This window comes from Bacteroides sp. NGMCC 1.200775, assembly GCF_040798045.1.
Classification (GTDB): domain Bacteria; phylum Bacteroidota; class Bacteroidia; order Bacteroidales; family Bacteroidaceae; genus Bacteroides; species Bacteroides hominis.
The window spans coordinates 354769-378115 of the sequence record NZ_JASCQK010000003.1 but is presented as its reverse complement, the minus strand read 5'-3'; the positions used below and the strand labels follow the sequence as shown (position 1 = coordinate 378115).

21 protein-coding genes and 1 riboswitch are annotated in these 23347 nt (G+C 45.7%); of the genes, 11 read left to right on the top strand and 10 right to left on the bottom strand.

What is annotated here, in order from left to right; genetic code table 11:
* The first annotated feature begins 53 nt into the window (after positions 1 to 53).
* From QK890_RS10770 to QK890_RS10750, 5 genes are all read left to right on the top strand, one after another.
* Entirely contained in the window at positions 54 to 953 is a 900-nt protein-coding gene (locus QK890_RS10770) for a diaminopimelate dehydrogenase (protein WP_005821599.1), read from the top strand.
* Between the two features lie 128 nt (positions 954 to 1081).
* Positions 1082 to 1732 carry a hemolysin III family protein gene (locus tag QK890_RS10765; RefSeq protein ID WP_234069213.1) on the top strand — a complete coding sequence of 217 codons (651 nt, stop codon included), beginning with the start codon at positions 1082 to 1084 and terminating at the stop codon, positions 1730 to 1732.
* Between the two features lie 123 nt (positions 1733 to 1855).
* Positions 1856 to 2039, top strand: a riboswitch (cobalamin riboswitch).
* Positions 2040 to 2070: 31 nt separating this feature from the next.
* A complete protein-coding gene (locus QK890_RS10760; protein WP_005808225.1) occupies positions 2071 to 4464 on the top strand; it encodes an anaerobic ribonucleoside triphosphate reductase in 2394 nt (797 codons plus the stop codon).
* 7 nt (positions 4465 to 4471) lie between these two features.
* Positions 4472 to 4936 carry an anaerobic ribonucleoside-triphosphate reductase activating protein gene (nrdG, locus tag QK890_RS10755; protein ID WP_005781186.1) on the top strand — a complete coding sequence of 155 codons (465 nt, stop codon included), beginning with the start codon at positions 4472 to 4474 and terminating at the stop codon, positions 4934 to 4936.
* Between the two features lie 235 nt (positions 4937 to 5171).
* Positions 5172 to 6578 (top strand): MFS transporter, encoded by a 1407-nt coding sequence (locus QK890_RS10750; RefSeq protein WP_005808227.1) that lies wholly within the window; start codon positions 5172 to 5174, stop codon positions 6576 to 6578.
* A 7-nt stretch (positions 6579 to 6585) separates the two neighbouring features.
* Here QK890_RS10750 and phnW read toward each other — a convergent pair whose 3' ends face one another.
* Positions 6586 to 7674: a 2-aminoethylphosphonate--pyruvate transaminase gene (gene phnW, locus QK890_RS10745; protein ID WP_005808229.1), complete on the bottom strand. Its 1089-nt coding sequence runs from the start codon at positions 7672 to 7674 to the stop codon at positions 6586 to 6588.
* 6 nt (positions 7675 to 7680) lie between these two features.
* Complete coding sequence (gene phnX, locus QK890_RS10740) at positions 7681 to 8472, bottom strand: phosphonoacetaldehyde hydrolase (protein WP_005808231.1); 792 nt, start codon at positions 8470 to 8472, stop codon at positions 7681 to 7683.
* 193 nt (positions 8473 to 8665) lie between these two features.
* Between phnX and QK890_RS10735 the strand changes: the two genes are divergently transcribed.
* Positions 8666 to 9544: a hypothetical protein gene (locus tag QK890_RS10735; protein WP_005808233.1), complete on the top strand. Its 879-nt coding sequence runs from the start codon at positions 8666 to 8668 to the stop codon at positions 9542 to 9544.
* A 102-nt stretch (positions 9545 to 9646) separates the two neighbouring features.
* On the opposite strand, the gene rseP is transcribed toward QK890_RS10735, so the two are convergent.
* The 7 genes from rseP to tsaB all read right to left on the bottom strand — a co-directional run bounded on the left by rseP (position 9647) and on the right by tsaB (position 16366).
* On the bottom strand, positions 9647 to 11002 hold the full coding sequence (gene rseP / locus QK890_RS10730) for an RIP metalloprotease RseP (RefSeq protein WP_317467306.1): 1356 nt from the start codon (positions 11000 to 11002) through the stop codon (positions 9647 to 9649).
* Between the two features lie 19 nt (positions 11003 to 11021).
* Positions 11022 to 12188: a 1-deoxy-D-xylulose-5-phosphate reductoisomerase gene (locus QK890_RS10725; RefSeq protein WP_032531951.1), complete on the bottom strand. Its 1167-nt coding sequence runs from the start codon at positions 12186 to 12188 to the stop codon at positions 11022 to 11024.
* Between the two features lie 2 nt (positions 12189 to 12190).
* Positions 12191 to 13051: a M23 family metallopeptidase gene (locus QK890_RS10720; RefSeq protein WP_005821606.1), complete on the bottom strand. Its 861-nt coding sequence runs from the start codon at positions 13049 to 13051 to the stop codon at positions 12191 to 12193.
* 67 nt (positions 13052 to 13118) lie between these two features.
* A complete protein-coding gene (gene rimM / locus QK890_RS10715) occupies positions 13119 to 13661 on the bottom strand; it encodes a ribosome maturation factor RimM (protein WP_005808241.1) in 543 nt (180 codons plus the stop codon).
* Positions 13658 to 14962: a UDP-N-acetylglucosamine 1-carboxyvinyltransferase gene (murA, locus tag QK890_RS10710; protein ID WP_005808243.1), complete on the bottom strand. Its 1305-nt coding sequence runs from the start codon at positions 14960 to 14962 to the stop codon at positions 13658 to 13660. The genes rimM and murA overlap by 4 nt, the downstream gene beginning before the upstream one ends.
* Before the next feature lie 47 nt (positions 14963 to 15009).
* Entirely contained in the window at positions 15010 to 15627 is a 618-nt protein-coding gene (locus QK890_RS10705) for a DUF4290 domain-containing protein (RefSeq protein ID WP_005781202.1), read from the bottom strand.
* Positions 15628 to 15676: 49 nt separating this feature from the next.
* Positions 15677 to 16366 (bottom strand): tRNA (adenosine(37)-N6)-threonylcarbamoyltransferase complex dimerization subunit type 1 TsaB, encoded by a 690-nt coding sequence (tsaB, locus tag QK890_RS10700; protein ID WP_005808245.1) that lies wholly within the window; start codon positions 16364 to 16366, stop codon positions 15677 to 15679.
* 176 nt (positions 16367 to 16542) lie between these two features.
* Here tsaB and QK890_RS10695 point away from each other — a divergent pair, with 176 nt between their 5' ends.
* The 5 genes from QK890_RS10695 (at position 16543) to nadD (ending at position 22233) form a co-directional block, all read left to right on the top strand.
* The gene (locus QK890_RS10695) at positions 16543 to 17850 is read left to right on the top strand and encodes a sensor histidine kinase (RefSeq protein ID WP_367627331.1); all 1308 of its coding nucleotides are present in this window, start codon (positions 16543 to 16545) and stop codon (positions 17848 to 17850) included.
* Complete coding sequence (locus tag QK890_RS10690; protein WP_032531953.1) at positions 17847 to 19475, top strand: hypothetical protein; 1629 nt, start codon at positions 17847 to 17849, stop codon at positions 19473 to 19475. Before QK890_RS10695 ends, QK890_RS10690 begins: the two co-directional genes overlap by 4 nt.
* Positions 19476 to 20104: 629 nt before the next feature.
* Positions 20105 to 20983 (top strand): YicC/YloC family endoribonuclease, encoded by an 879-nt coding sequence (locus QK890_RS10685; RefSeq protein ID WP_005781209.1) that lies wholly within the window; start codon positions 20105 to 20107, stop codon positions 20981 to 20983.
* 12 nt (positions 20984 to 20995) lie between these two features.
* Positions 20996 to 21610: a guanylate kinase gene (gmk, locus tag QK890_RS10680; RefSeq protein WP_317467303.1), complete on the top strand. Its 615-nt coding sequence runs from the start codon at positions 20996 to 20998 to the stop codon at positions 21608 to 21610.
* Positions 21611 to 21642: 32 nt separating this feature from the next.
* On the top strand, positions 21643 to 22233 hold the full coding sequence (nadD, locus tag QK890_RS10675) for a nicotinate (nicotinamide) nucleotide adenylyltransferase (protein WP_005808251.1): 591 nt from the start codon (positions 21643 to 21645) through the stop codon (positions 22231 to 22233).
* Here nadD and QK890_RS10670 read toward each other — a convergent pair.
* Positions 22205 to 23260 carry a metallophosphoesterase gene (locus QK890_RS10670; protein WP_367627330.1) on the bottom strand — a complete coding sequence of 352 codons (1056 nt, stop codon included), beginning with the start codon at positions 23258 to 23260 and terminating at the stop codon, positions 22205 to 22207. The two genes, nadD and QK890_RS10670, sit on opposite strands and share 29 nt — an antisense overlap.
* Between the last annotated feature and the right edge of the window lie 87 nt (positions 23261 to 23347).

The window sequence follows — 23347 nt, the reverse complement described above, 5'->3', positions numbered from 1 at the left end:
GACTAATTTTGCAACCGAAATAAAGAAATGTGTTAAACAAAACCAATAAAAAGATGAAAAAAGTAAGAGCAGCCATCGTAGGTTATGGCAATATTGGTCGTTATGTGCTGGAAGCCCTCCAAGCGGCTCCCGATTTTGAGATAGCAGGTGTGGTTCGTCGTGCAGGTGCCGAGAACAAACCGGCTGAACTGAATGATTACGCAGTAGTTAAAGATATAAAGGAACTTCAGGGAGTAGACGTGGCTATTCTTTGTACTCCGACCCGCAGCGTTGAGAAATACGCAAAAGAAATCCTCGCAATGGGAATCAATACAGTGGACAGTTTCGATATCCACACCGGAATCGTAGATCTCCGCCGTGAACTGGGTGCTTGTGCCAAAGAACACGGGGCGGTATCGATCATCTCGGCCGGATGGGATCCGGGAAGCGACTCCATCGTACGCACCATGCTCGAAGCAATCGCCCCCAAAGGAATCACTTACACCAACTTCGGTCCGGGTATGAGCATGGGCCACACGGTAGCCGTGAAAGCAATCGACGGAGTGAAAGCGGCTTTGTCAATGACCATCCCCACAGGAACGGGAATCCACCGCCGCATGGTATACATCGAACTGAAAGACGGATATAAATTTGAAGACGTGGCAGCCGCAATCAAATCGGACGCTTATTTCGTGAACGACGAAACCCACGTAAAGCAAGTGCCGAGCGTGGATGCACTCTTGGACATGGGACACGGTGTAAACCTGACCCGCAAAGGTGTATCGGGAAAAACCCAGAATCAGTTGTTCGAATTCAACATGCGCATCAATAATCCCGCACTGACCGCACAGGTACTGGTATGCGTGGCACGCGCTTCGATGAAGCAGCAACCGGGATGCTACACCATGGTGGAAGTACCGGTAATCGACCTGTTGCCGGGCGACCGCGAAGAATGGATCGGACATCTGGTATAAATCTGCTGCCTGATACAAGATACTTCTAAAAAGGAAAGGATGACCGCAGATTTTAAGAGGGTGTGTCGAAACTCTCAAATCTGCGGTCATCTTATTAAATTGCTACCACATCACCTATATACACACGAATGGAGAACAAGCGATATTCACACGGCGAAGAATTATCCAACACCCTAAGTCATGGTGCAGGTATTCTGTTAGGTATCACCGCAGGATATTTTCTGTTGGAAAAAGCACTTGCCAACCCACATCCCTATTGGGCGACAGGTTGTGTACTGGTCTACCTGGCGGGAATGCTGGCATCCTATATCAGTTCGACCTGGTATCACGGTTCAAGACCCGGCAGCCGTAAAGAACTTCTCCGCAAATTCGACCACGGCGCCATCTACCTGCACATAGCAGGCACTTATACCCCGTTTACCTTATTGGTATTGCGCCATGCCGGTGGCTGGGGCTGGGGAATATTCGCTTTCGTATGGCTGTCGGCCATCGTAGGCTTCATACTGGCTTTTAAAAAGCTGAAAGAACACAGTAATCTTGAAACAATCTGCTTCGTCGGAATGGGTTCTGCCATCCTGGTAGCCCTGAAACCTTTGATGGACTGCCTCTCCGCCATCGGAGCTTCTCCCGCCTTCTGGTGGCTTATCGGAGGAGGGGCTTCCTACATCATGGGAGCCGTATTTTATTCGTTGCGAAAACCTTATACACATGCTGTTTTTCACCTGTTTTGTCTGGGCGGAAGCATAGGGCATATCATAGCTATCTGGCTGATTCTTTAGCAAACTTCATTTAAATTTCATGCCCGAAAGTTTCCCGTTTTGGAAAACTTTCTGTATCAGGAAGAAAGAAAAGTTCTCCAAAAATTCTTGTTAAAACAAGAACAACTTATTGCTTTAACTGTTACCTTTGTAGCAGATTTCAGCACTAAAAAGAGGTTTAGTCACGAGGGAACGCTGTGCAAATCGGCGACAGTACCCGCTGCTGTAATTCTCTGAGAATCCGCACACTATGCCACTGCGCCCAGCGTGGGAAGGCGTTGCGAGGGAGAGATAAGTCAGAAGACCTGCTGAAAAAGTAAACATATTAAAAAAATCTAAAGCTTTCGGGAGTTAAAGTTATGAACTACGCGGAAATTTGTATCATCAAACGAGATGGTAAAAGGGAGGACTTCTCCATCAGTAAAATCAAGAACGCTGTATCAAAAGCGTTTAGTGCCACAGGAATCAATGATGAACAGCAATTGATTGCTGACATCACGATGAACGTAATCGGACAATTTGCATCTCCTACCATTACGGTAGAAGAAATTCAGGACCTGGTAGAAAAAGAGCTGATGAAGGTTCGTCCGGAAGTAGCCAAAAAGTACATCATCTATCGGGAATGGCGAAACACCGAACGAGACAAAAAGACTCAGATGAAGCATGTGATGGACGGTATCGTAGCTATCGATAAAAACGATGTCAACCTGAGCAATGCCAATATGAGCAGTCATACCCCCGCCGGACAGATGATGACATTTGCCTCGGAAGTAACCAAAGACTATACATATAAATATCTGTTGCCGAAACGTTTTGCCGAGGCGCACCAATTGGGAGACATCCACATCCATGACCTGGATTACTACCCGACCAAAACCACGACTTGCATCCAGTATGACATGGATGACCTCTTCGAACGTGGATTCCGCACCAAGAACGGCAGTATACGTACCCCGCAAAGCATTCAAAGTTATGCTACCCTGGCTACCATTATTTTCCAGACTAACCAGAACGAACAGCACGGAGGTCAGGCCATACCGGCATTCGACTTCTTTATGGCAAAAGGGGTAAGCAAATCATTCCGTAAACACCTGGCATCATTCATCAGCTTCTATGTACAGATGAACAAGGGTGAAGAAATAGAAGAAAAGGCTATCCGTACAGTGATTGCCGAACATCTGTCGTCCATCAAAGCATCGGAACTGGAACGCGAAACATTGCGCATGGCCCTGACTGCCCTGCAGATCAATATCGACAAAGAACATCTGAACCAAATTATAGAGAAAGCATTTGTGCAGACTCAGAAAGATACGCACCAGGCCATGGAAGGCTTTATCCATAACCTGAACACAATGCACTCACGCGGTGGAAACCAGGTAGTGTTCAGTTCGATCAATTATGGAACAGACACTTCGGCCGAAGGACGCATGGTGATTGAAGAATTACTGAAAGCAACCGTAGAGGGACTGGGCACAAGGGGAGAAGTGCCGGTATTCCCAATCCAGATATTCAAGATAAAAAACGGAGTATCGTACACAGAAGCCGATTATGAAAAGGCTATGGCTAATTTCGATGCTGCCATGGAAGGTAAATTAAAATTTGAAGCACCCAACTTCGACCTGTTCCTGAAAGCTTGCCACACTACGGCAAAAGCACTCTTCCCTAACTTTATGTTCCTGGATGCCCCGTTCAACCAAAACGAAAAATGGGACGCCAACGACCCGCAACGTTACCGTTACGAACTGGCCACCATGGGATGCCGCACACGTGTGTTTGAGAACGTAGCCGGCGAGAAATCGTCTTTGGGACGCGGAAACCTTTCGTTCACTACACTCAATATGCCGCGCCTTGCCATCGAAGCCCGTATCAAAGCAGAAAATATGACGGAGGACGGACACAATAAAGATGCCGTCGAGAGAAAGGCTAAAGAAATTTTCATCGAATCGATACATGAAACGGCTACCTTGATAGCCGAACAACTCTACGAGCGCTATCAATATCAGCGTACAGCCCTGGCACGCCAATTCCCCTTCATGATGGGAAATGATGTATGGAAAGGAGGAGCTGCCCTGAACCCGAACGAACAAGTAGGCGACGTGCTGCGCAGTGGTACGCTGGGTATCGGCTTCCTGGGTGGACACAATGCCATGGTGGCTCTCTATGGAGAGGGACACGGACACAACCAGAAGGCATGGGACACCCTTTATGAAGCCGTGCTGGAAATCAACAAGGTGGCTGATGAATACAAAGCCAAATACAATCTGAACTATTCGGTGCTGGCTACACCCGCCGAAGGACTTTCGGGACGTTTCACCCGTATGGACCGCCGTAAATACGGAAAAATCAAAGGAGTGACAGACAACGATTATTATGTCAATTCTTTCCATGTGGATGTAAAAGAACCGATCAGCATTGTAGAAAAGATCAAACGGGAAGCTCCATTCCATGCCATCACCCGCGGAGGACACATCACATATGTGGAACTGGACGGAGAAGCCCAGAAAAACGTACGCGCCATTGCCAAGATCGTAAAAGTAATGTTTGACGAAGGTATCGGCTACGGTTCTATCAACCACCCGGTAGACACCTGCCACAACTGCGGATACAAGGGAGTGATTTACGATAAATGTCCCGTATGCCAAAGTGAGAATATCCTGCGCATGCGCCGTATCACAGGTTATCTGACGGGCGACCTGAGTTCGTGGAACTCTGCCAAACGGGCAGAAGAGAGAGATCGCGTGAAGCATCTGTAATAAAGTCATGAATATACTTTATACATATCCGGAAACGATTGTCGACGGAGAAGGTATCCGGTATTCCATCTATCTGGCAGGTTGCCGGCACGGCTGTCCGGGTTGTCATAATCCGGAAAGTTGGAATCCGCAGGCCGGAGATGAATTGACAGAAAAGCGTCTGGACTGCATCATCCGTGAAATCAATTCGAATCCGTTACTGGATGGCGTGACTTTCTCCGGCGGAGATCCCCTTTACAACCCGGAAGCGTTTCTTCCGCTTATCCGGAGGATAAAAGAAGAGACAGGACAGAATATCTGGTGCTATACAGGATATACGTACGAAGAGATTCAGGCAGATCCGGCACTGGCTGCCGTACTACCTTATATAGATGTATTGGTGGACGGACGCTTCAGACAAGAACTTTACTCTCCACATCTGGAATTCAGAGGTAGCAGCAATCAGAGGATTATCAGGCTGACATACACATGAAGGCGTATCGGAAGCAGAACTACAGATGACACAGATTTACATGGATTGCTGATTCATTTTGCTGATTATCAACAATAAGATCCAGTGTAAATCTGTGTCATCCGTATCGAAAAAGACTTCCGCTACATGCCTCGCTGAAATTCATGAATTAAAAAAACTTATATATCATTGTCCTCTCAAACCGAAGAAGCTTGACTTTGTTTACCTTTGTGGCAGTTCTTTTAAAAGGTTCTTTATGGCTCAGCTTACACAAACTTCGGAAATTGACGAAACTGACGGTCTCCCCCTCCATCGCCGCATCTGGGCAGTTGTCGGCATCTCTTTCGCCTTATGTATGTCGGTGCTCGACATCAATATCATCAATGTAGTACTCCCGACCCTCTCGCACGACTTCGGAACTTCACCTGCGGTCACAACCTGGATCATCAACGGGTATCAGCTCGCCATTGTGATATCGCTGCTTTCGTTTTCGTCGTTAGGCGAAATATACGGATACCGGAAGATCTTTCTTTCAGGCATTGCCATGTTCATAGTCACTTCCCTGATATGCGCCCTCTCCCATTCGTTCTGGACTCTGACCCTTGCCCGCATTTTCCAGGGCTTCAGCGCCTCAGCCATCACAAGTGTCAACACTGCCCAGTTACGTACCATCTATCCCCGAAATCAGATAGGAAGAGGAATGGGGATCAATGCCATGGTAGTGGCCATATCGGCTGCAGCCGGACCTTCGGTGGCAAGCGGCATTCTTTCCATCGCCTCGTGGCATTGGTTGTTTGCCATCAATGTCCCTCTGGGGCTTGCAGCCCTGATATTGGGATGCAAGTACCTGCCGAGAAAAGAAGAACGTTCCAACCGGAAATTCGATAAGCTCAGTGCCATAGCCAACGCTATCACCTTCGGACTACTTATCTATACACTGGACGGATTTGCCCATCACGAGAAAAACGATTATATAGCCATCCAACTGGCTGTATTGGCCATTGTCGGCACGTATTATGTCCACAGGCAACTGAACCAGCCATCCCCTCTTTTACCGCTCGACCTACTGGGAATACCTATCTTCAGGTTATCGATCCTGACTTCCATCTGTTCGTTCACGGCACAGATGCTGGCTATGGTTTCTCTTCCTTTTTTCCTGCAAAACTCACTGGGATACAGCGAAGTAATGACGGGATTGCTGCTGACTCCGTGGCCCATCGCCACATTGGTGACAGCACCGGCAGCCGGATACCTTGTGGAGCGCATCCACCCCGGCATACTGGGCAGTATCGGTATGGCATTATTCTGCATCGGGCTTTATTCTTTATCTACATTAACAGCAGATTCATCGGTCATCAGTATCATTCTGCGATTGATGCTTTGCGGTGCAGGTTTCGGTATTTTCCAGACGCCCAACAACAGTACAATCATCTCTTCCGCTCCTACACAACGTTCGGGGGGAGCCAGCGGAATGTTGGGTATGGCACGGCTTTTAGGACAGACATTCGGTACAACGCTGGTTGCTTTACTCTTCAGTTTCGTAGTACACGAAAAAAGTACAGCGGTCTGTCTGATAGCAGGCAGCGGATTTGCTTTTGTCGCAGCAGTAGTGAGTAGTATGCGGCTTTCACAACCTTCTACGTTAAAGACAAAAACTCAATAATCATTCATTAGTATTCAGTTTCTCTCACAACTTCTACCAAGCGGGCAAAGTCCTCCGGATGTACATCTCCGATGTTACCGATACGGAAAGTATCCGCTTTTGAGATTTTTCCGGGATAGATAACAAATCCCTTAGCTTTCAGAGCAGTATAGAAATCTTTAAAATCGAATCCTGCTTTCGGGTAAAGGAAGGAAGTGATGATAGGCGACTGGATAGCATCATCGAGCAAAGTCTTGAATCCCAGCGAACGCATACCCTCCACCAATACCCGGTGATTCTCGCAATAACGCCGGTAGCGCGCCTCTACTCCTCCCTCTTCAATCAGTTCGGTAAGAGCTTGCTTGAATGCACGCACCACGTGGGTGGGCGAAGTGAAGCGCCATTTGCCATGTCCTTTCTCCATTGTCTCCCACTGGTCATAAATATCGAGTGAAAGTGAGCGGGCAACTCCTTTGCAACGCATCAACTCGGAACGACGGGCAATGATGAATCCAAAACCCGGCACACCCTGGATGCACTTATTGGCACTGCTGATCAGGAAATCGATTCCCAGTTCACTGACATCCATCGGGATACCTCCGAAGCTGCTCATAGCATCCACAATAAGCTTCTTACCATGCATTTTCACGACATGCGCCAACTCTTTCAACGGATTCAGGATACCGGTAGTCGTTTCGCAGTGAACGAAAGCCACGTGAGTAATGTCTGAGTTATTGCTCAGGTAATCGTCCACATAGTCTACCGATACCTGTTCCGTTTCTTCAAAAGCAAGGAGATCATAGTCGATATGATAATATTCGGCAATATTTCCCATACGGTCACCATAAGCACCATTACTGCAAATCAGAAGTTTATCGTTCTTTCCGATGGCAGCACCGATAACTGCTTCCACACAATAAGTGCCGCTACCTTGCAAAAGTACGGAAGTGTACTCCTCCGTATTGCGAGTGGCAATACCTACCAGTTGTTTACGCATTTCCTCCACAATGTGCAGGTTATAATCCTCGTCCCATGTACACCAGTCGGTCATCATGGTTTCTTTTACGGTTTCTGATGTGGTAAGAGGTCCGGGAGTTAATAACAAATAAGGTTTCATATCGTTTTAAGAATTGAGTTTTGAATTAATAGTTTGAATCAGTGCGGGAAGTTCTTCGATGCTACGAATGACGTAAGAGGCTCCCGCAGCCAGCATACGTTCTTTGACTTCGGAGACGCGGGCCTCGAGTTCAGTTTCGGACAGACTGCCGGCCTCCTTCTCAGTAAGTGCCATTTCATTACTGCCCAACACGATTCCCACACTCCATACTTTAGCGTTGACACCTTCTTTGATGTCAGCAATGGTATCACCTACTTTAACCACGGTATCGAGACACGGCACGCCCAGTTTTGTGAGATTCTCGAAAACCATGTACGGAGCCGGACGTCCGGCAGGCAGCAGATTCGGAGTAGCACAATAGTCTACACGATAACCTTTAGCCTCAGCCGCAGGTTGCACCACGTCCATCATTTCACGCGTATAACCGGTAGTAGAGCCTATCTTCAGTCCTTCGGCACGGAGTTTTTCCAAGGTAGGGATTACACCCGGAATAGGATCTGTGTACTCTTTCAGAGAAGCAAAAAGATATTTCTCAAACAGCCGGTTCAGTTCCACCACGTCTTCCTCCGTCCAGTCACGCTGATAGCGGGCAGTGAATTGCTCGTTCACTTCGGGCATAGTCAGCAGTTCACGAATGTGCTGAATCTTGGGCAACCCCATCGGTTTGCGGGTTTGCACGACGTCAATCGTCAGCCCTTTTTCGGCAAAGGCCTTGATGAAGGCGGCCACCGGAGCGAAACATCCGTAGTCGACCGCAGTTCCGGCCCAGTCCATAATGATACATTCAATCTTTTTCATTTTATATCTATTTTTCCTTGTTTTTGAATCCGGTGCAAATGTAGGGCATAGCGGACAGAGCAAAAATGAATTTGCAGGATTCATTTCATTTATATTCTGCAGGGTTCTGCTGAAATATTAATGTAACATTCATATCATGATTATATAATCCAAAAGTCATATATTTGCAATGCAAACAACGTGTCGATATACCATGAACGAACTTGAAGAGATATACAAAAGAATAGAATACCTCCGTAACAACGGAGTGAAAATGAAGGAAATAGCCGACTGGATCAATATGGCCCCCAGTGTGTTGTCCGCACTCTATTCGAGTGTACTTCCTGCTTACCTGAATCTGCAAAAAACCAAAACACAGGAAGAGGCACTGGACGAAGCACTGGCTTTGGTGAACAATGTGTCGAAAAAACGCCTGCTTGGCAATCTGAGCGGAATGAAGGAGCGCTTGTTCGACCTGGAACCCGATCAGGAAACAAACAACATGGGAAATACGTTCCTGAAACTCCTGGAAAAAGAAATGCAGGGGTCTGTAGAAGAAGTGTATAACTATAGCGGTACATATCTGAGTTACAGTCTCTCTTCATCGACTGACAGTCTCAAGGCAGAACCCTATCTGATCTGCGCATCAGAGAATAATGATTACGTCAAAGTAGGCATGATCAATGCTTATAAATCGGTACATTGGGGAAGCGGCATCATCAGCAATCATCAAAACTCCTATCTGATGTTCAACGAACGGGAACTGCCACAGTTTGCCATGGTCACCATTTATCTGCAACTGCCACATTATGAATATCCCAACATGCTAAAGGGATTGTATCTATGTCTGGACTACAACCACAACCCGATAGCGCGGAGAATCGTCCTGGTGAAGCAATCGGACAGCACGGATATAGACGCATTTCTGAAAATGGAAGGCAGACTGATTCCCAAAGCGGAACTGACACCGGAAGAAGAGATCTATTATAACTATACATGCCAGGAAGGCGACTACATAAAAACCTGTACAGTACCGTCACCCAAGTTGGATGAATCGGATCTGGAGAGAGAAAAGAAGATGCTGAAAATATAAAAAACTACCATTAACGATAATAAACCACGAGCTGCAAGTATCCGCGGAATAATCACGCAATCACTTGCAGCTCGTAGTTTATTTATAAGATGTTACTTCCGTCTAAAAGAAGAACCTCAGTATATCATTGAAATTTGCCCAAATCAAGAGACCGAACAACAGGATCATACCCGTCATCTGTGCATATTCCATAAATTTATCACTCGGCTTGCGGCGGGCAATGATTTCATAGAACAAGAACAGTACGTGTCCACCATCCAGTGCAGGGATAGGCAGGATGTTCATAAACGCAAGGATGATAGACAGGAAAGCGGTCATGTACCAGAACTGGTGCCAGTTCCAGGTTGCAGGGAAAATACTGCCGATGGTTCCGAAACCACCCAACTGTTTGGCACCCTCCTTGGAGAAGAGATATTTCATATTACCCACATAACCTTTCAACGTCTTCACCCCCAACGCCGCACCGGCAGGGAATGATTCGAAAAAGCCATACTCTTTCTTTATAACAGGAAGAAGCTGATCTGTATACAGAATAGCCACTACCCCCATCTTGAAAGCGGAGTCAGTGACCACAGTCAGCATATCTGTCTTTCCGTCGCGTACATAAGTCAACGTGATCTGGTGCGGATCGATGCTATCTTTCTGTAATGCTGCTGCATTCTTTCTTCGGTCAGCCATAGCCATCAGGAAGTCCGAATAAGAAATCGACTTTCCATCGAGGGCAATGATACTGTCTCCCTGCTGGATACCGGCCATTGCCGCAGGTGAATTGACCATCACACTGTCTACTACATAAGGATAGCGGAATTCGGCAAAACGAACACTGTCTGCCAGCAAACGCTGCATCATATCTTCCGGGATGTATACAGAGGCCTTTTTACCCTCACGCAACACGGTCACCTCACGAGCATCGGCTATCTGACTGAGCATGTCGGGATCATAACGTACAAAGTCCACTCCATCGGCAGACAACAAAATGTCTCCGTCCTGGAATCCCACCGCCTTGGCCGTTTCATTAAAATCCATACCCAACGGAGCTTCCTGTACGGGAATGTATTGATCACCCCATTTAAACAAAATCATGGAATAAATGAACAAGGCCAGGAGGAAGTTGAACAACACGCCGCCTACCATAATCAACAGGCGCTGCCATGCAGGTTTGGAGCGGAACTCCCATGGTTGTTCGGGTTGTTTCATCTGCTCCGTATCCATTGACTCGTCAATCATACCGGCAATCTTGACATAACCTCCCAAAGGCAGCCAACCGACAGCATATTCTGTCTCACTTTTTTTAGGTTTAAATTTGAATAGTGTGAACCAAGGGTCAAAGAATAAGCAAAATTTTTCTACCCGTACTTTAAACAGGCGGGCAAAGAGAAAGTGCCCCCCTTCATGAATGATGACGAGCAAAGATAAGCTCATAATCAATTGCAGGGCACGGATTAAAAATGTTTCCATCAGATTATTTACAATTTATTTATTTACAAATTAATTCACGGGCAATCCGGCGTGCTTCCGCATCGGTTGCCACATAGTCATCATAGGTAGGAGTCTGTACAAAAGATACCTGTCCCATGGTCTGTTCTATCACATCACTCATGCCGAGAAAGCTGATTTCATCACGAAGGAAAGCAGCCACTACCACTTCATTAGCCGCATTGACAATGCAGGGCATATTCCCTCCCCTATACATCGATTCGTAAGCCAAGGCCAGATTACGGAACCGCTTGGTATCGGGTTGCTCAAAAGTAAGGTTCGTACATTTCGAAAAGTCAAGCCGGTCAAAAGACGAGTTGACACGATCCGGATAAGAGAAAGCGTATTGGATAGGCAGACGCATATCCGGCATACCCAACTGGGCCTTTACGGCTCCATCCTCGAATTGTACCATCGAATGGATAACAGACTGCGGATGTACTACCACCTCTATCTGACTGGGATGTACTCCAAACAGCCATTTAGCTTCAATCACTTCAAAGCCTTTGTTCATCATCGAAGCAGAATCAATGGTGATCTTGGCTCCCATTTCCCAATTCGGATGCTTCAATGCCTGCACCTTCGTCACGGTTTTCAGCTGATCCATGGTACATGTACGGAAAGGACCACCGGAAGCAGTCAGAATTACTTTCTCGATCGGATTGCCCACCTCTCCGGCCAAACACTGAAACACGGCTGAATGTTCAGAATCGACAGGAAGAATCGGTGTACGGTATTGCTGTGCCAACTGATTAATCAGCTCTCCGGCAACAACCAGCGTCTCCTTGTTGGCAAGCGCAATCGCTTTTCCGGCACGAATGGCATTCATGGTCGGCTTCAGCCCTGCATAGCCTACCATAGCTGTCAGTACGACGTCAATAGGACCGGACTCTACAATCTGGCATAAAGCGGCAGTACCGGCGTAAACTTTAACAGGCAGATCGCTGAGGGCCTCTTTCAGTTGTACATATTTCTCTTCGTTAGCTATAACCACAGCCTCAGGCAGGAACTTACGTGCCTGAGCTATCAGGAGATCTACCTTATTATAGGCAGTCAGTGCATAAACTTCATACAGTTCGGAATGCTCCTCGATAACCTGTAAGGCCTGTGTACCGATAGAGCCCGTAGAACCTAAGATAGCTATTTGTTTTTTCTTTATCTCGTTCATTATTAGAATACAATGTATTTTTCAGGATTAACCGGCCGTCCTCTGTGCCAAAGTTCAAAATGGAGATGCGGACCGGTAGTGAGCGTTCCGCTATTCCCGACCAGAGCAATTGCTTCACCGCCTTTCACAGTATCTCCCTCACGCTTCAGCAACGAACCGCAATGTTTATAGACTGATACAAAGTCCTGGTTATGCTGTACCTCGATCAGGTAACCGGTTTCGGCCGTATAAGTACTCAATATGACTGTACCGTCAAGGGTGGCCAGAACACTTTCATTGGGATTAGCGGCAATATCGGTTCCAAAATGTTTCTTCTCAGCATTAAAATGATCGGATATCATACCACGGGTCGGACGATAGAAAATCAATCCGTTCACATCGGGCTGAGAGGTAATAGAGGTCAGATTATATTTTTCGGTCTCTTCATATTGGCGACGGAAAGCTTCTTCACGTTCGGAACGGGCTATCAACGAATCTTCACGCATAGTGGTCAGTGAATCCATTGACTGTACGGTATCCACCCGCACTGTTCCGCTGAAAATATCTTGTATATTCATGATATACATATTCTGACGGTCCACCAGCTGTTGCAAAGAATCCACCCGCAAGGCATTCTCTACAACCTGCGCACGAATATCACTGTTCATATATCCCGGCAAATAGTTGCGTAAAGGGGTGAAAGTGATAATGGCAGCAGCAAACAGGAAAAGCAGGGTCAGAACCGAAAGTAACACGGAAAGCCCGTTCAACTTGGATACATGAAGTCCCACCACCTCTTCGAGCGTATTCTCGTTGATGATAGTGAGTTTGTACTTGAACTTAATATTGTTCCAAAAAGCTTTACTGCGTTTCTTTTTCGGCATTATTATAGGGATATAGCGTACAAATGTAAGCATTTCGCTTTACTTGCCGCCTGTTTCTTTATGCTATTTAACTTTCTTCATCATCGCACTCGTCCAAAGACAGCAGGCCCTCGGGCAAATCGACTGTAATGATTTTGTGTTTCTGGTCAATACCGGCTATAAATTCTTCCTGTGCCGGAATCAGCAGTTCATCTCCATCCCGGTCCACCACAAACAAAGTGTTAACGGTAGATGTATCTACGTCTGTCACCTCACCTAAAGCACCGTGGTGAACATCTTCCACCCGAAAACCCACAAAAAAGCTCCATGACAGTTCTCCCGGTTCGGCCTCTTCTACATGCTCCACCGGGAAATAGACTTCCACATTGGTAAACATCCGGGCACGTTCGGCCGTATCCACCCCTTCAAGTTTTACCAAAGCGGTAGAGTCGGACCGAAAACGGTACTCTTCTATAAAAAAGGGAACAAAGATATCATCCAGCCGGCAAATCAGGTAATCGCAGTCTACCCGGTCAAAAATATCATCCGTAAAGGTAAACGACAATTCTCCGTGGATACCATGCGGTTTATTGAATAATCCGATCTTATATACGTCTTCTCTTCTTATCATATGCGTGTGATTCTGGCTCCGATGGCATTCAGACGCCCTTCAATGTTTTGATATCCCCGGTCGATCTGCTCAATATTATGGATCCGGCTAATGCCTTCGGCACTCATCGCAGCGATAAGCAAGGCGATACCGGCACGTATATCGGGAGATGTCATATTGCCACCCCGCAAAGTAAATCCATGATTATGACCGATAACGACTGCACGGTGCGGATCGCAAAGAATGATCTGGGCCCCCATGTCAATTAACTTATCCACAAAGAAGAGGCGGCTTTCGAACATCTTCTGATGAATCAGCACACTCCCTTTCGCCTGGGTAGCCACTACCAGCATGACACTCAACAAGTCCGGAGTCAGCCCCGGCCAGGGAGCATCGGCAATGGTCATAATAGATCCGTCGATAAAAGATTCGATTTGATAACAGTCCTGAGCCGGTACATAAATATCATCTCCTCTCTGTTCGAGCTTAATGCCCAACCGACGGAAACTTTCAGGAATAATGCCTAAATTCTCGTAAGAGACATTCTTAATGGTTATTTCGCTACGGGTCATTGCAGCCATACCGATGAAACTGCCTACTTCAATCATATCCGGCAATACGGTATGATCCGTTCCATGGAGTTCGTCCACCCCTTCAATCGTCAGCAGGTTCGAAGCTATGCCGCTGATTTTTGCTCCCATCCGGTTCAACATTTTACAAAGCTGCTGCAAATAAGGTTCACAAGCGGCATTATAAATCGTAGTCATCCCTTTGGCAAGCACAGCAGCCATCACTATATTGGCTGTTCCGGTAACAGAGGCTTCATCGAGCAGCATATAAGTACCTTTCAGCTCTTGTGCCGAAATCTCGTATACCCCACGTTCTTCATTATAAGCAAAGTCAGCTCCCAGGTTCTGGATCCCCACAAAGTGCGTATCCAATCGCCGACGACCGATTTTATCTCCACCCGGTTTGGATATCATTGCTTTGCCAAAACGGGCAACCATCGGTCCGATCAACATCACCGATCCCCGCAGGCTGGAACATTTCTTCAGGAATTCATCGCTCTCCAGATAAGCGAGATCTACATTTTCAGCTTTAAAGCTATATGAATCGACACCTGTCTTCGCCACCGTTACTCCCATATCCCGCATCAATTGAATCAGGTTATTGACGTCCAGAATATCCGGGATGTTATTTACTGTCACTTCTTCGGCGGTAAGCAACGTAGCGCAGATAATCTGCAACACTTCGTTTTTGGCACCTTGCGGATGAATGTCCCCACTGAGCCTGTGTCCTCCTTCGATTACAAATGAAGCCATGTTTTAGGTGATTAGTGGTTAATGATTAATGATAATAATCTCCTTGCTTAGAATTTTCTTCTCTGATTATTATTTCTCTGGTTATTGTTGTTATTCGTACGCGGACGATAATTCTGGGCAATACGTTCAGACATCAAACGCAAAATCTCGTCATCCATCTGCAATTTACCTCCTGAGAATTCAGCCAGATCTTCAGCGATCTTCCGGTCGTCCACCGTATCTTTGTTCCAAGCCATATAATCTTTCTTCATGTGATTGCAGATAAGGGCTACCAGATTCTTCTTTTCGTCCCCTTCCGGAAACTCACATGCCTTTTTAATCAACACTTCCAGTGTACGGCCATAGTGGCGATAACGGATCTTAGTGCTCGGATAAGGAATCGAATCGGGTTTCGTCACCAGATTGTCCTTGCGGATAATCTCGTAAGGATAGTCTATATCCAGCTTAAAGTCTGACATAATGGCCAGATGATCCCACAGCTTATGTTTGAAATCGGGTACATCTCTCAAATGAGGAAACATGTTACCCATGATATTGATAACGGTATTGGCACAACGCTGGCGTTCGGAACGGTCTTGTATAGTCAATGCAAAATCGACCATATTCTGGATACTGCGCCCATATTCGGGCAGCGGCATTCTTTTCTGTTGAGTATTATACTGCATGTAGTTAAATTTTAATTTGAAAATAGAAAATCCAAAGGGTTGAAAAGTATCAAAGTAACTTCTTGGGTTGGGAAGCCACAAACTCTTTCAGATAGAAGGGCTCAAAATAAGCCACATCTTTATAATCATTAATAGCAATCGCTTTTTCGGCAAGTGGAAACATCATCTTTGCCAATGGATGGATGTCGTCAATAAAATGCGCGTTGGGATGCGTAATCTTTTCACGACACTTTGCTGCTCCGTTCCCAAAGAAATAAACCGGGTGCTTCTCTAAAAACTCAAGATAAGAATTTTCGTCTACAATGTCGGCTGAAATCTCACGCCTCACATTCAGCGCACGGTCGTATATAGCCGCATATACCTCCATTCTCCGGGCATCGATCATCGGACAAATCAGTGCGTCTTCGGGCAATTCGTGATAAAGCAATACCGGTACACTCAGTACCTCCAGTGTAGGAATACCGATTAACGGGACATTACGCCCGTAACAAATGCCCTTTGCCATTGAAACACCGATACGTAATCCGGTATACGATCCGGGACCGCAACTGACGGCAACCGCATCCAACGGAATAGCATGACTATCGATGAAAGACAATGCTTCATCTACAAATACTCCCAACGAAACAGCATGTGAAGGCCCCTTAAGGTCCTCTTTCACAAAAATATTCTGCCCGTCTTCACTCACAGCTACCGAACAAACGGCGGTAGAGGTTTCAATATGTAGGATACACGACATAATAATCAGATTATTAAATTGACGCAAATTTACATGATTATTTTCAGATTACCGCACCGAGATATAAATAAAGCGCATTTCCATTCAAAATCATTGCATTAAATTAAGTTTTTGCGTACTTTAGCAGACTATTTTATACAAGCAAAAGATAAATATAACAAGTTTTAAAATTAGAGATGAAACAGGCATGCTACTATATAATGCTGTTATTATTTGTAGAGTTGGCAGGTATCCCGACGACCGTACAAGCTACAGAATCAAGCGAAACGAAGCATTTTGCCGTTTTGTCAAATGACAGCCCGGCAGAAAAGTACAGTGACTACGGTACATCTGCAAAGGGGAAGTTCCTTCCCGACAATTGTTACCTGTCACTCACTCAAGCACAAAAAGAAAAAGCACTCGCACGGCATGACTCACTAATCCGCAGCATAGAAGCAGGAAAAGCTCCGGAAAACATCAACATCGTCGAAATTTACCAGAACAGAGGGCATCTGTTGCGTTGTCTTCACCGATATAAAGAGGCTTGCGCAGCCTACGACCGATCAATGATCGTTTCCGACTCACTAATTAAGAAAGAGTATGGTGCACAGGTCGACTCCCTCCGCCAGAAACATGATGTAAATACATTATTACTTGAAAAAATAAATTTGCAGTCAGAAAAGCGTCAGGTAGCTTTCATCTTTGCTCTATGCATCTTGTTCATAGCTATCTGCATCAGCTTATATTACTACCAGACACTGGCCAAGACTCAAAGACTTCAGAAAGAGGTATTGCAACAGAGCATCAAAGCACAGGAGAGCGAAGAGGTGAAAGCATCTTTTATCAAATCCATCTGTCACGAAATACGTACACCACTCAATTCTATCAACGGCTTCTCCGAAATATTAAGCGATGACTTCTCTACTCCCGAAGAACAAAAGGATTACCAGCTTATTATTCAGGAAAACACCCGTCTGCTCACCTCACTGCTCCATAGCCTGGTAGAAGTGGCCAATCTGGATAGCCTGACAGCAAGTCTCACACTGAAACCTATAGAAATAAACCACTATTGCCGTCTCGAAATGCAATATCTGGAAGAAACGGAAGGAAAACCGGAAATAGATTATCAACTCAATTTACCGGAGAACGATTATAAAGTCTATGCCCACCCGCAATATCTTAGCTTATTGCTCCGGGCTTTGCTGAACAACGCCAATAAGTTTACGACTCAGGGGTTCATCAATCTCAGTTGCCGGAAAGACAGCAGACGGAAGATGCTGATGGTCAGTGTTACAGATACGGGATGTGGAGTACCGACGGACAAGCACGAATATGTTTTCCGGCGCTTCACCAAACTGGATACTTTCAGGCAAGGAAGCGGATTGGGACTTTACCTTTGTAAACTGATCATCAGGCACATGCAAGGAGATATCTACATTGACAAGACGTATACGAAAGGATCCCGCTTTATATTTACCCTACCGATGGAGAACGCTAAGAAATGAAAAAGAAATACTACATCTGGATTATATTGCTATTCATTGTAACAATATCCCAAGCCGCCCCTTCGATCAAGGACAGTTTACAAAACATACTGCAAAAAACGAAAGAGCCTACTCAACGTGCCAAATTACTAATCAATATATTAGACCTGTCCGATTCCTCACCCGATGAATTGGAAATCGCCCGGAAACTTTATACCGAAGGGAAGAAAGCGGACGATAAAATGGCCATCGGTGCATCTCTCAGCACACTCACCATTCACTATATGCAGGATCCGGAAAAGAAAGATTCACTTACCCTTCTGCTGAACGAAGCAGAAAAGCTGCTGGAAAACTCAGATGAAGAGGGACTTGCCACCTATTACAAAATGACTTATAAAGCCCGGCTCCTGCAACTTGCTCCCCGGGAAGAAAGGGTAAAAGTCTGCAACCGGATACAGCAGGAACTGAACGACCGGAAAGAGTCGGAAACGCCTTATGAAAAGGCCGAACGTCTATTCCTCACCGGAGTGATCCATTATCTGTTAATGGCTATGACCGAAAATATAGATTATAAAAATGCCCTCCCCTATTGGGAAGAAGGATGGAATTTGGCAGAGGGTTTTCCACCTACTGCCCGCAAAAACTTTACAGGCAATCTATATATCATGCTAAGCGTGAGTTACCGCAGTCTGAAAGACAGCAAACGCCTGATGGAAGTATCTAACCAGTACTTGCAAAGACTGGATGAATATTTCAGTCGGGAAGATGTAATCCACCGGCGCCCTTACTTCTACAAAAACAGTTTATATGTGCTGTGCTACCAGCAACTGATGCTAAACCATCAACTGATAGGGCGACAGAAAGCACATGAATATTATCTGCGTTATTGTAACTATGTCCGTCACGGAAAAGGAGATGCCCTGTTACGCAATAAACTTTTTTTCTACGATTTAAGTCAAAGTTATTTCAGTAGTCTGGGCGAATATCCACAAGCACTCGCCTTTTGTGATTCACTGATCCAGATGGTAGAAACCGGTAAGGCTATCAATACGGCCTCGGTGACGCACTATAAGACCAAAGCCAAATTACTCCGGGAAATGGGACGTGCCGAAGAATCCTGTCAGGTTTACGACCGGGCTATGTTTCTGGCCGATTCACTGACCCGTAAAGAACAACTCGGCGAACTTGGAGAAATACAGGTAAAAAATGAAGTCGCACAACTGGAACTGGAAAAAGCGGACATTATTACCCGAATCAGGAACATTGCTTTTTACAGTACCATCCTACTGACTTTCGTTGTCATCGGCTTTACTGTTTATCTTTCAATCAACCTGAAACGTACCCGCAAACTACAAAAAGAGTTGCTGCGCCAGACCCAAAAGGCTCAGGAAAGCGAACGAATGCAATCGAACTTCATCCGGTCGATGTATAACGATGTGCACATTCCTCTCAATCACATCAACAAACAGACTCAACTGATAGTAGGCACTTCACTTTCGCCCACCCAAAAGGCAGAATGTTCGGAACAGATAAAAGAGAGCTGCCAGCAATTGACTTCGCTATTGGATGAAATGCTCGAAAAGGCTTACCACGAAAGTTCGGCAGAAGCAAAAGATGCTCCGCCGGACCACGACTCTTTCATTTAACAACCGCCTTCCTCCCTTGCCCCCCCACAAAACCCTCCATTCGCACACAACGATGCGGAAGCAGTGCTTCGTTGTTTCTTTTTTAAGAAAGAATCCGACCGGCTATTACCGGAGAAGTGTAGTAGATTAACCATTGTCATACAACTCTTTATCCCAGCCCCCATACCTGGGCTGATAAGCCCACATACCCGGGCTGATGAGCCCGCATACCCAGGCCGATGAGCCCGCATGCCCGGGCTGAGATAAGGATCCGACCATTTGCACTAAAGAGAGTAAGGGAAATGAAATGCTTTTAGAGAGATTAACGGATAAGAAATTGGACATATCCATTTGTTTTCCAAACCGTTACTGCTGAAATATCCCCTAAAACAGCGGGTGGAAGATGGAAGATGGGGGTGGAAGATAAATGGCATAAAAACCGCATCTTTCACCAATATACACATCTCACAATCAACGATATGCACTCTAAAAGGTGGAAGATGGAAGATCGAAACGTGTTTTTTGTATGGGAGGAAGACGGTTGTTAAATGAAAGAGCCGTGCCGCCCGATTAAACAAAATGTCTTTTTTATCCATTTACAGCGGTTATCTTAAAATTATCCCGTATTTTTGCACAAAACTTTTGGTAATATGATACAATCCATGACGGGATATGGCAAAGCAACTGCCGAACTTCCCGATAAGAAGATTAATGTAGAGATAAAATCGCTCAATAGTAAAGCGATGGATTTGTCGGCACGAATCGCACCGGCATACCGTGAAAAAGAGATGGAACTCCGCAATGAAATTGCACGTGTGTTGGAACGTGGAAAAGTTGACTTCAGCCTCTGGGTGGAAAAGAAAGAGTGCGCAGAAGCCGCCACTCCCATCAACCAGGTATTGGTAGAAGGATATTATAACCAAATCAAAGCTATCTCCGAAAACCTCCACATTGCAGTACCCACTGACTGGTTTCAGACTCTGCTCCGCATGCCGGACGTGATGACACGTACCGAAACACAGGAGTTAAGTGAGGAAGAATGGGGAATAGTATATGCAACCGTCAAGGAAGCTGTTTCACATTTAGTAGATTTCCGTAAGCAGGAGGGTGCCGCCCTTGAAAAGAAGTTCCGTGAAAAGATTGAAAACATTCATCGTTTACTTGAATCGGTAACACCTTATGAAAAAGAACGGGTGGATAAAGTTAAAGAACGAATCACAGATGCGCTGGAAAAAACACTGAGCGTAGATTATGATAAAAACCGTCTTGAACAGGAACTGATTTACTACATCGAGAAACTCGACATCAATGAAGAGAAACAACGCTTGAGCAACCACCTGAAATATTTCATCAGTACCCTTGAAAACGGTAGCGGACAAGGTAAAAAGCTGGGATTCATCGCTCAGGAAATGGGACGTGAAATCAATACGCTCGGCAGCAAATCGAATCATGCTGAAATGCAAAAGATTGTGGTACAGATGAAAGATGAGCTGGAACAAATCAAAGAACAAGTGCTGAATGTGATGTAACAACGACAGATTATGAATTTAACAGAAAGAATAACTACCCCACCTCAAAAGGGTGAAGCCAAAGTCATCATCTTTTCTGCTCCTTCCGGATCGGGCAAGTCGACAATTATAAATTATTTGTTGGGCCAGCAGCTGAATCTTGCATTCTCCATTTCAGCTACCAGCCGTCCGCCACGAGGAGATGAAAAGCATGGAGTAGAATATTTTTTCCTCACTCCCGACGAATTCCGCCAACGCATTGCAAACAATGAATTTCTGGAATACGAGGAAGTTTATACCGATCGATTTTACGGAACTTTAAAAGAACAGGTAGAGAAACAGCTTGCTGCCGGCCAGAACGTAGTGTTCGATGTAGATGTGGTGGGCGGTTGTAACATAAAAAAATTCTATGGTGACCGTGCACTTTCACTTTTTATCCAGCCCCCTTGTATCGAGGAGTTACGTCGCCGCCTGATCGGGCGTGGCACAGATGCTCCCGAGGTCATTGAGAGTAGAATAGCCAAAGCCGAATATGAACTAAGTTTCGCTCCGAAATTTGACAAAGTAATCATCAATGATGACCTGGCAACAGCCAAGGCACAGGCATTAAAAGTGATTAAAGAGTTTCTGGGTATCGATGCGGAATAAGATCTGTGTTCTCTTATTTGTGATTATAGCATATGGAAAAAACTAAAACCGGAATCTTCAGCGGCTCTTTCAACCCGATACACATCGGACACTTGGCACTTGCCAACTATCTGTGCGAGTTTGAAGGGCTGGATGAAGTTTGGTTTATGGTCACTCCGCACAACCCCTTCAAAAAGCAAGCAGATTTATGGTCTGACGAGCTGCGCCTGCAACTGGTACAGCTTGCTATTGAAGGATATCCACGATTCCGTGCATCCGATTTTGAATTTCATTTACCTCGTCCCTCCTATACAGTCCACACACTCAACCGTCTGAAAGAAGTATATCCCGAAAGGGAATTCCAACTGATTATAGGCTCTGACAACTGGAAAGTATTTGACCAATGGTTCGAATCGGAACGTATTGTCTCAGAAAATAAAATACTCGTTTATCCTCGTCCCGGTTTTCCGGTAGATGCCTCACAACTACCCCCGAACGTACACTTAGCGCATTCTCCGATATTCGAAATCAGTTCCACCTTTATCCGTCAAGCTCTGGCTGCCGGAAAAGATGTGCGCTATTTCCTTCACCCGGCTGTGTACACGAAAATCAAAGCTATTCATTCCGCAAACGATGTAATGTAATCATCACAATTTCGGCCGGTGCTCCAATACGGATATTCTTGTTTGAAGTACCGATCCCGTTGGTTACAATCATCGGAATTTTAGCTGAATTATATTTCAATCCTGTCAGGAACCGACTGCCATAATGCGAAGGAATGATGGGAGCATAGCCAAAAATACGTACCTGCCCTCCATGCGTGTGTCCGGCCAGCACCAGATCAGAATTAGCGACAGACACATCTTCGGCATAATCAGGAGTGTGTACCAACAGAATCACAAAATCGGCCGGAGAGAGGGACAGAGTAGGAGAAACACCGTTATTGGCAAGATCAAACGGGTTACGTACACCGGCCAGAATAATCTGCTCACCATTGCGCCTCAACGTGTCAAGCTGATGTTCAAGAGGGCGCATGCCATAACGCTTCATTTCACGGATAATCTCATCATGACAACGTTCATAGTCGTTATTTCCCATCACACCATAAGTACCCAACGGTGTTTTCATTTTAGCCAATGCCGCAAAAAGTTCGGGTACAAACTGACACCCTTCCTGGTAATCACCTCCCATCAACAATACATCGGCATGCTGTGCGTTAAGCAAACGTACCAGACTCTCCAGCCCTTTCTCCTTGAAAAGGCTTTTATAATGCAAGTCCGAAATAAAGGCGATACGGAAACCATCAAAGGCTTCGGGAACATCACGATGGGTGAACTCGTATCTTTTCACCCGGTCGATCCCCGGATAAACAGAAGATACACTGACAGCAGAACTGGTGATATTTGTTCCCCGGGCTACAACAGGCGGAATCGAACGCGTTATCCCGGAAGAGGCAACCTGCCCCTTTTCTGCTGCTTTCCGTCTGGCAGAAAGTCTTTTGAGTCCGGAAGTATCAGGAGCAAACAACCGGGCCACTACATCGGAGCTGTCCGGACGAATGGAATCGGTATTCAATACCGGACAGGCAATCGGAGAAACCAGGTTTTTCTTTGATTTACAGGACGAAAGCAGCAATAAAAGTGCCGCCAATAAGTATATTGTTTTCTTCATATTCTCTAATATCAGGAGCGCAAAGATAGGCAAAAAAGCAAAAATATACATTTTTTTGCCCTATCTTTGTTCTCTTGAAACGAATTA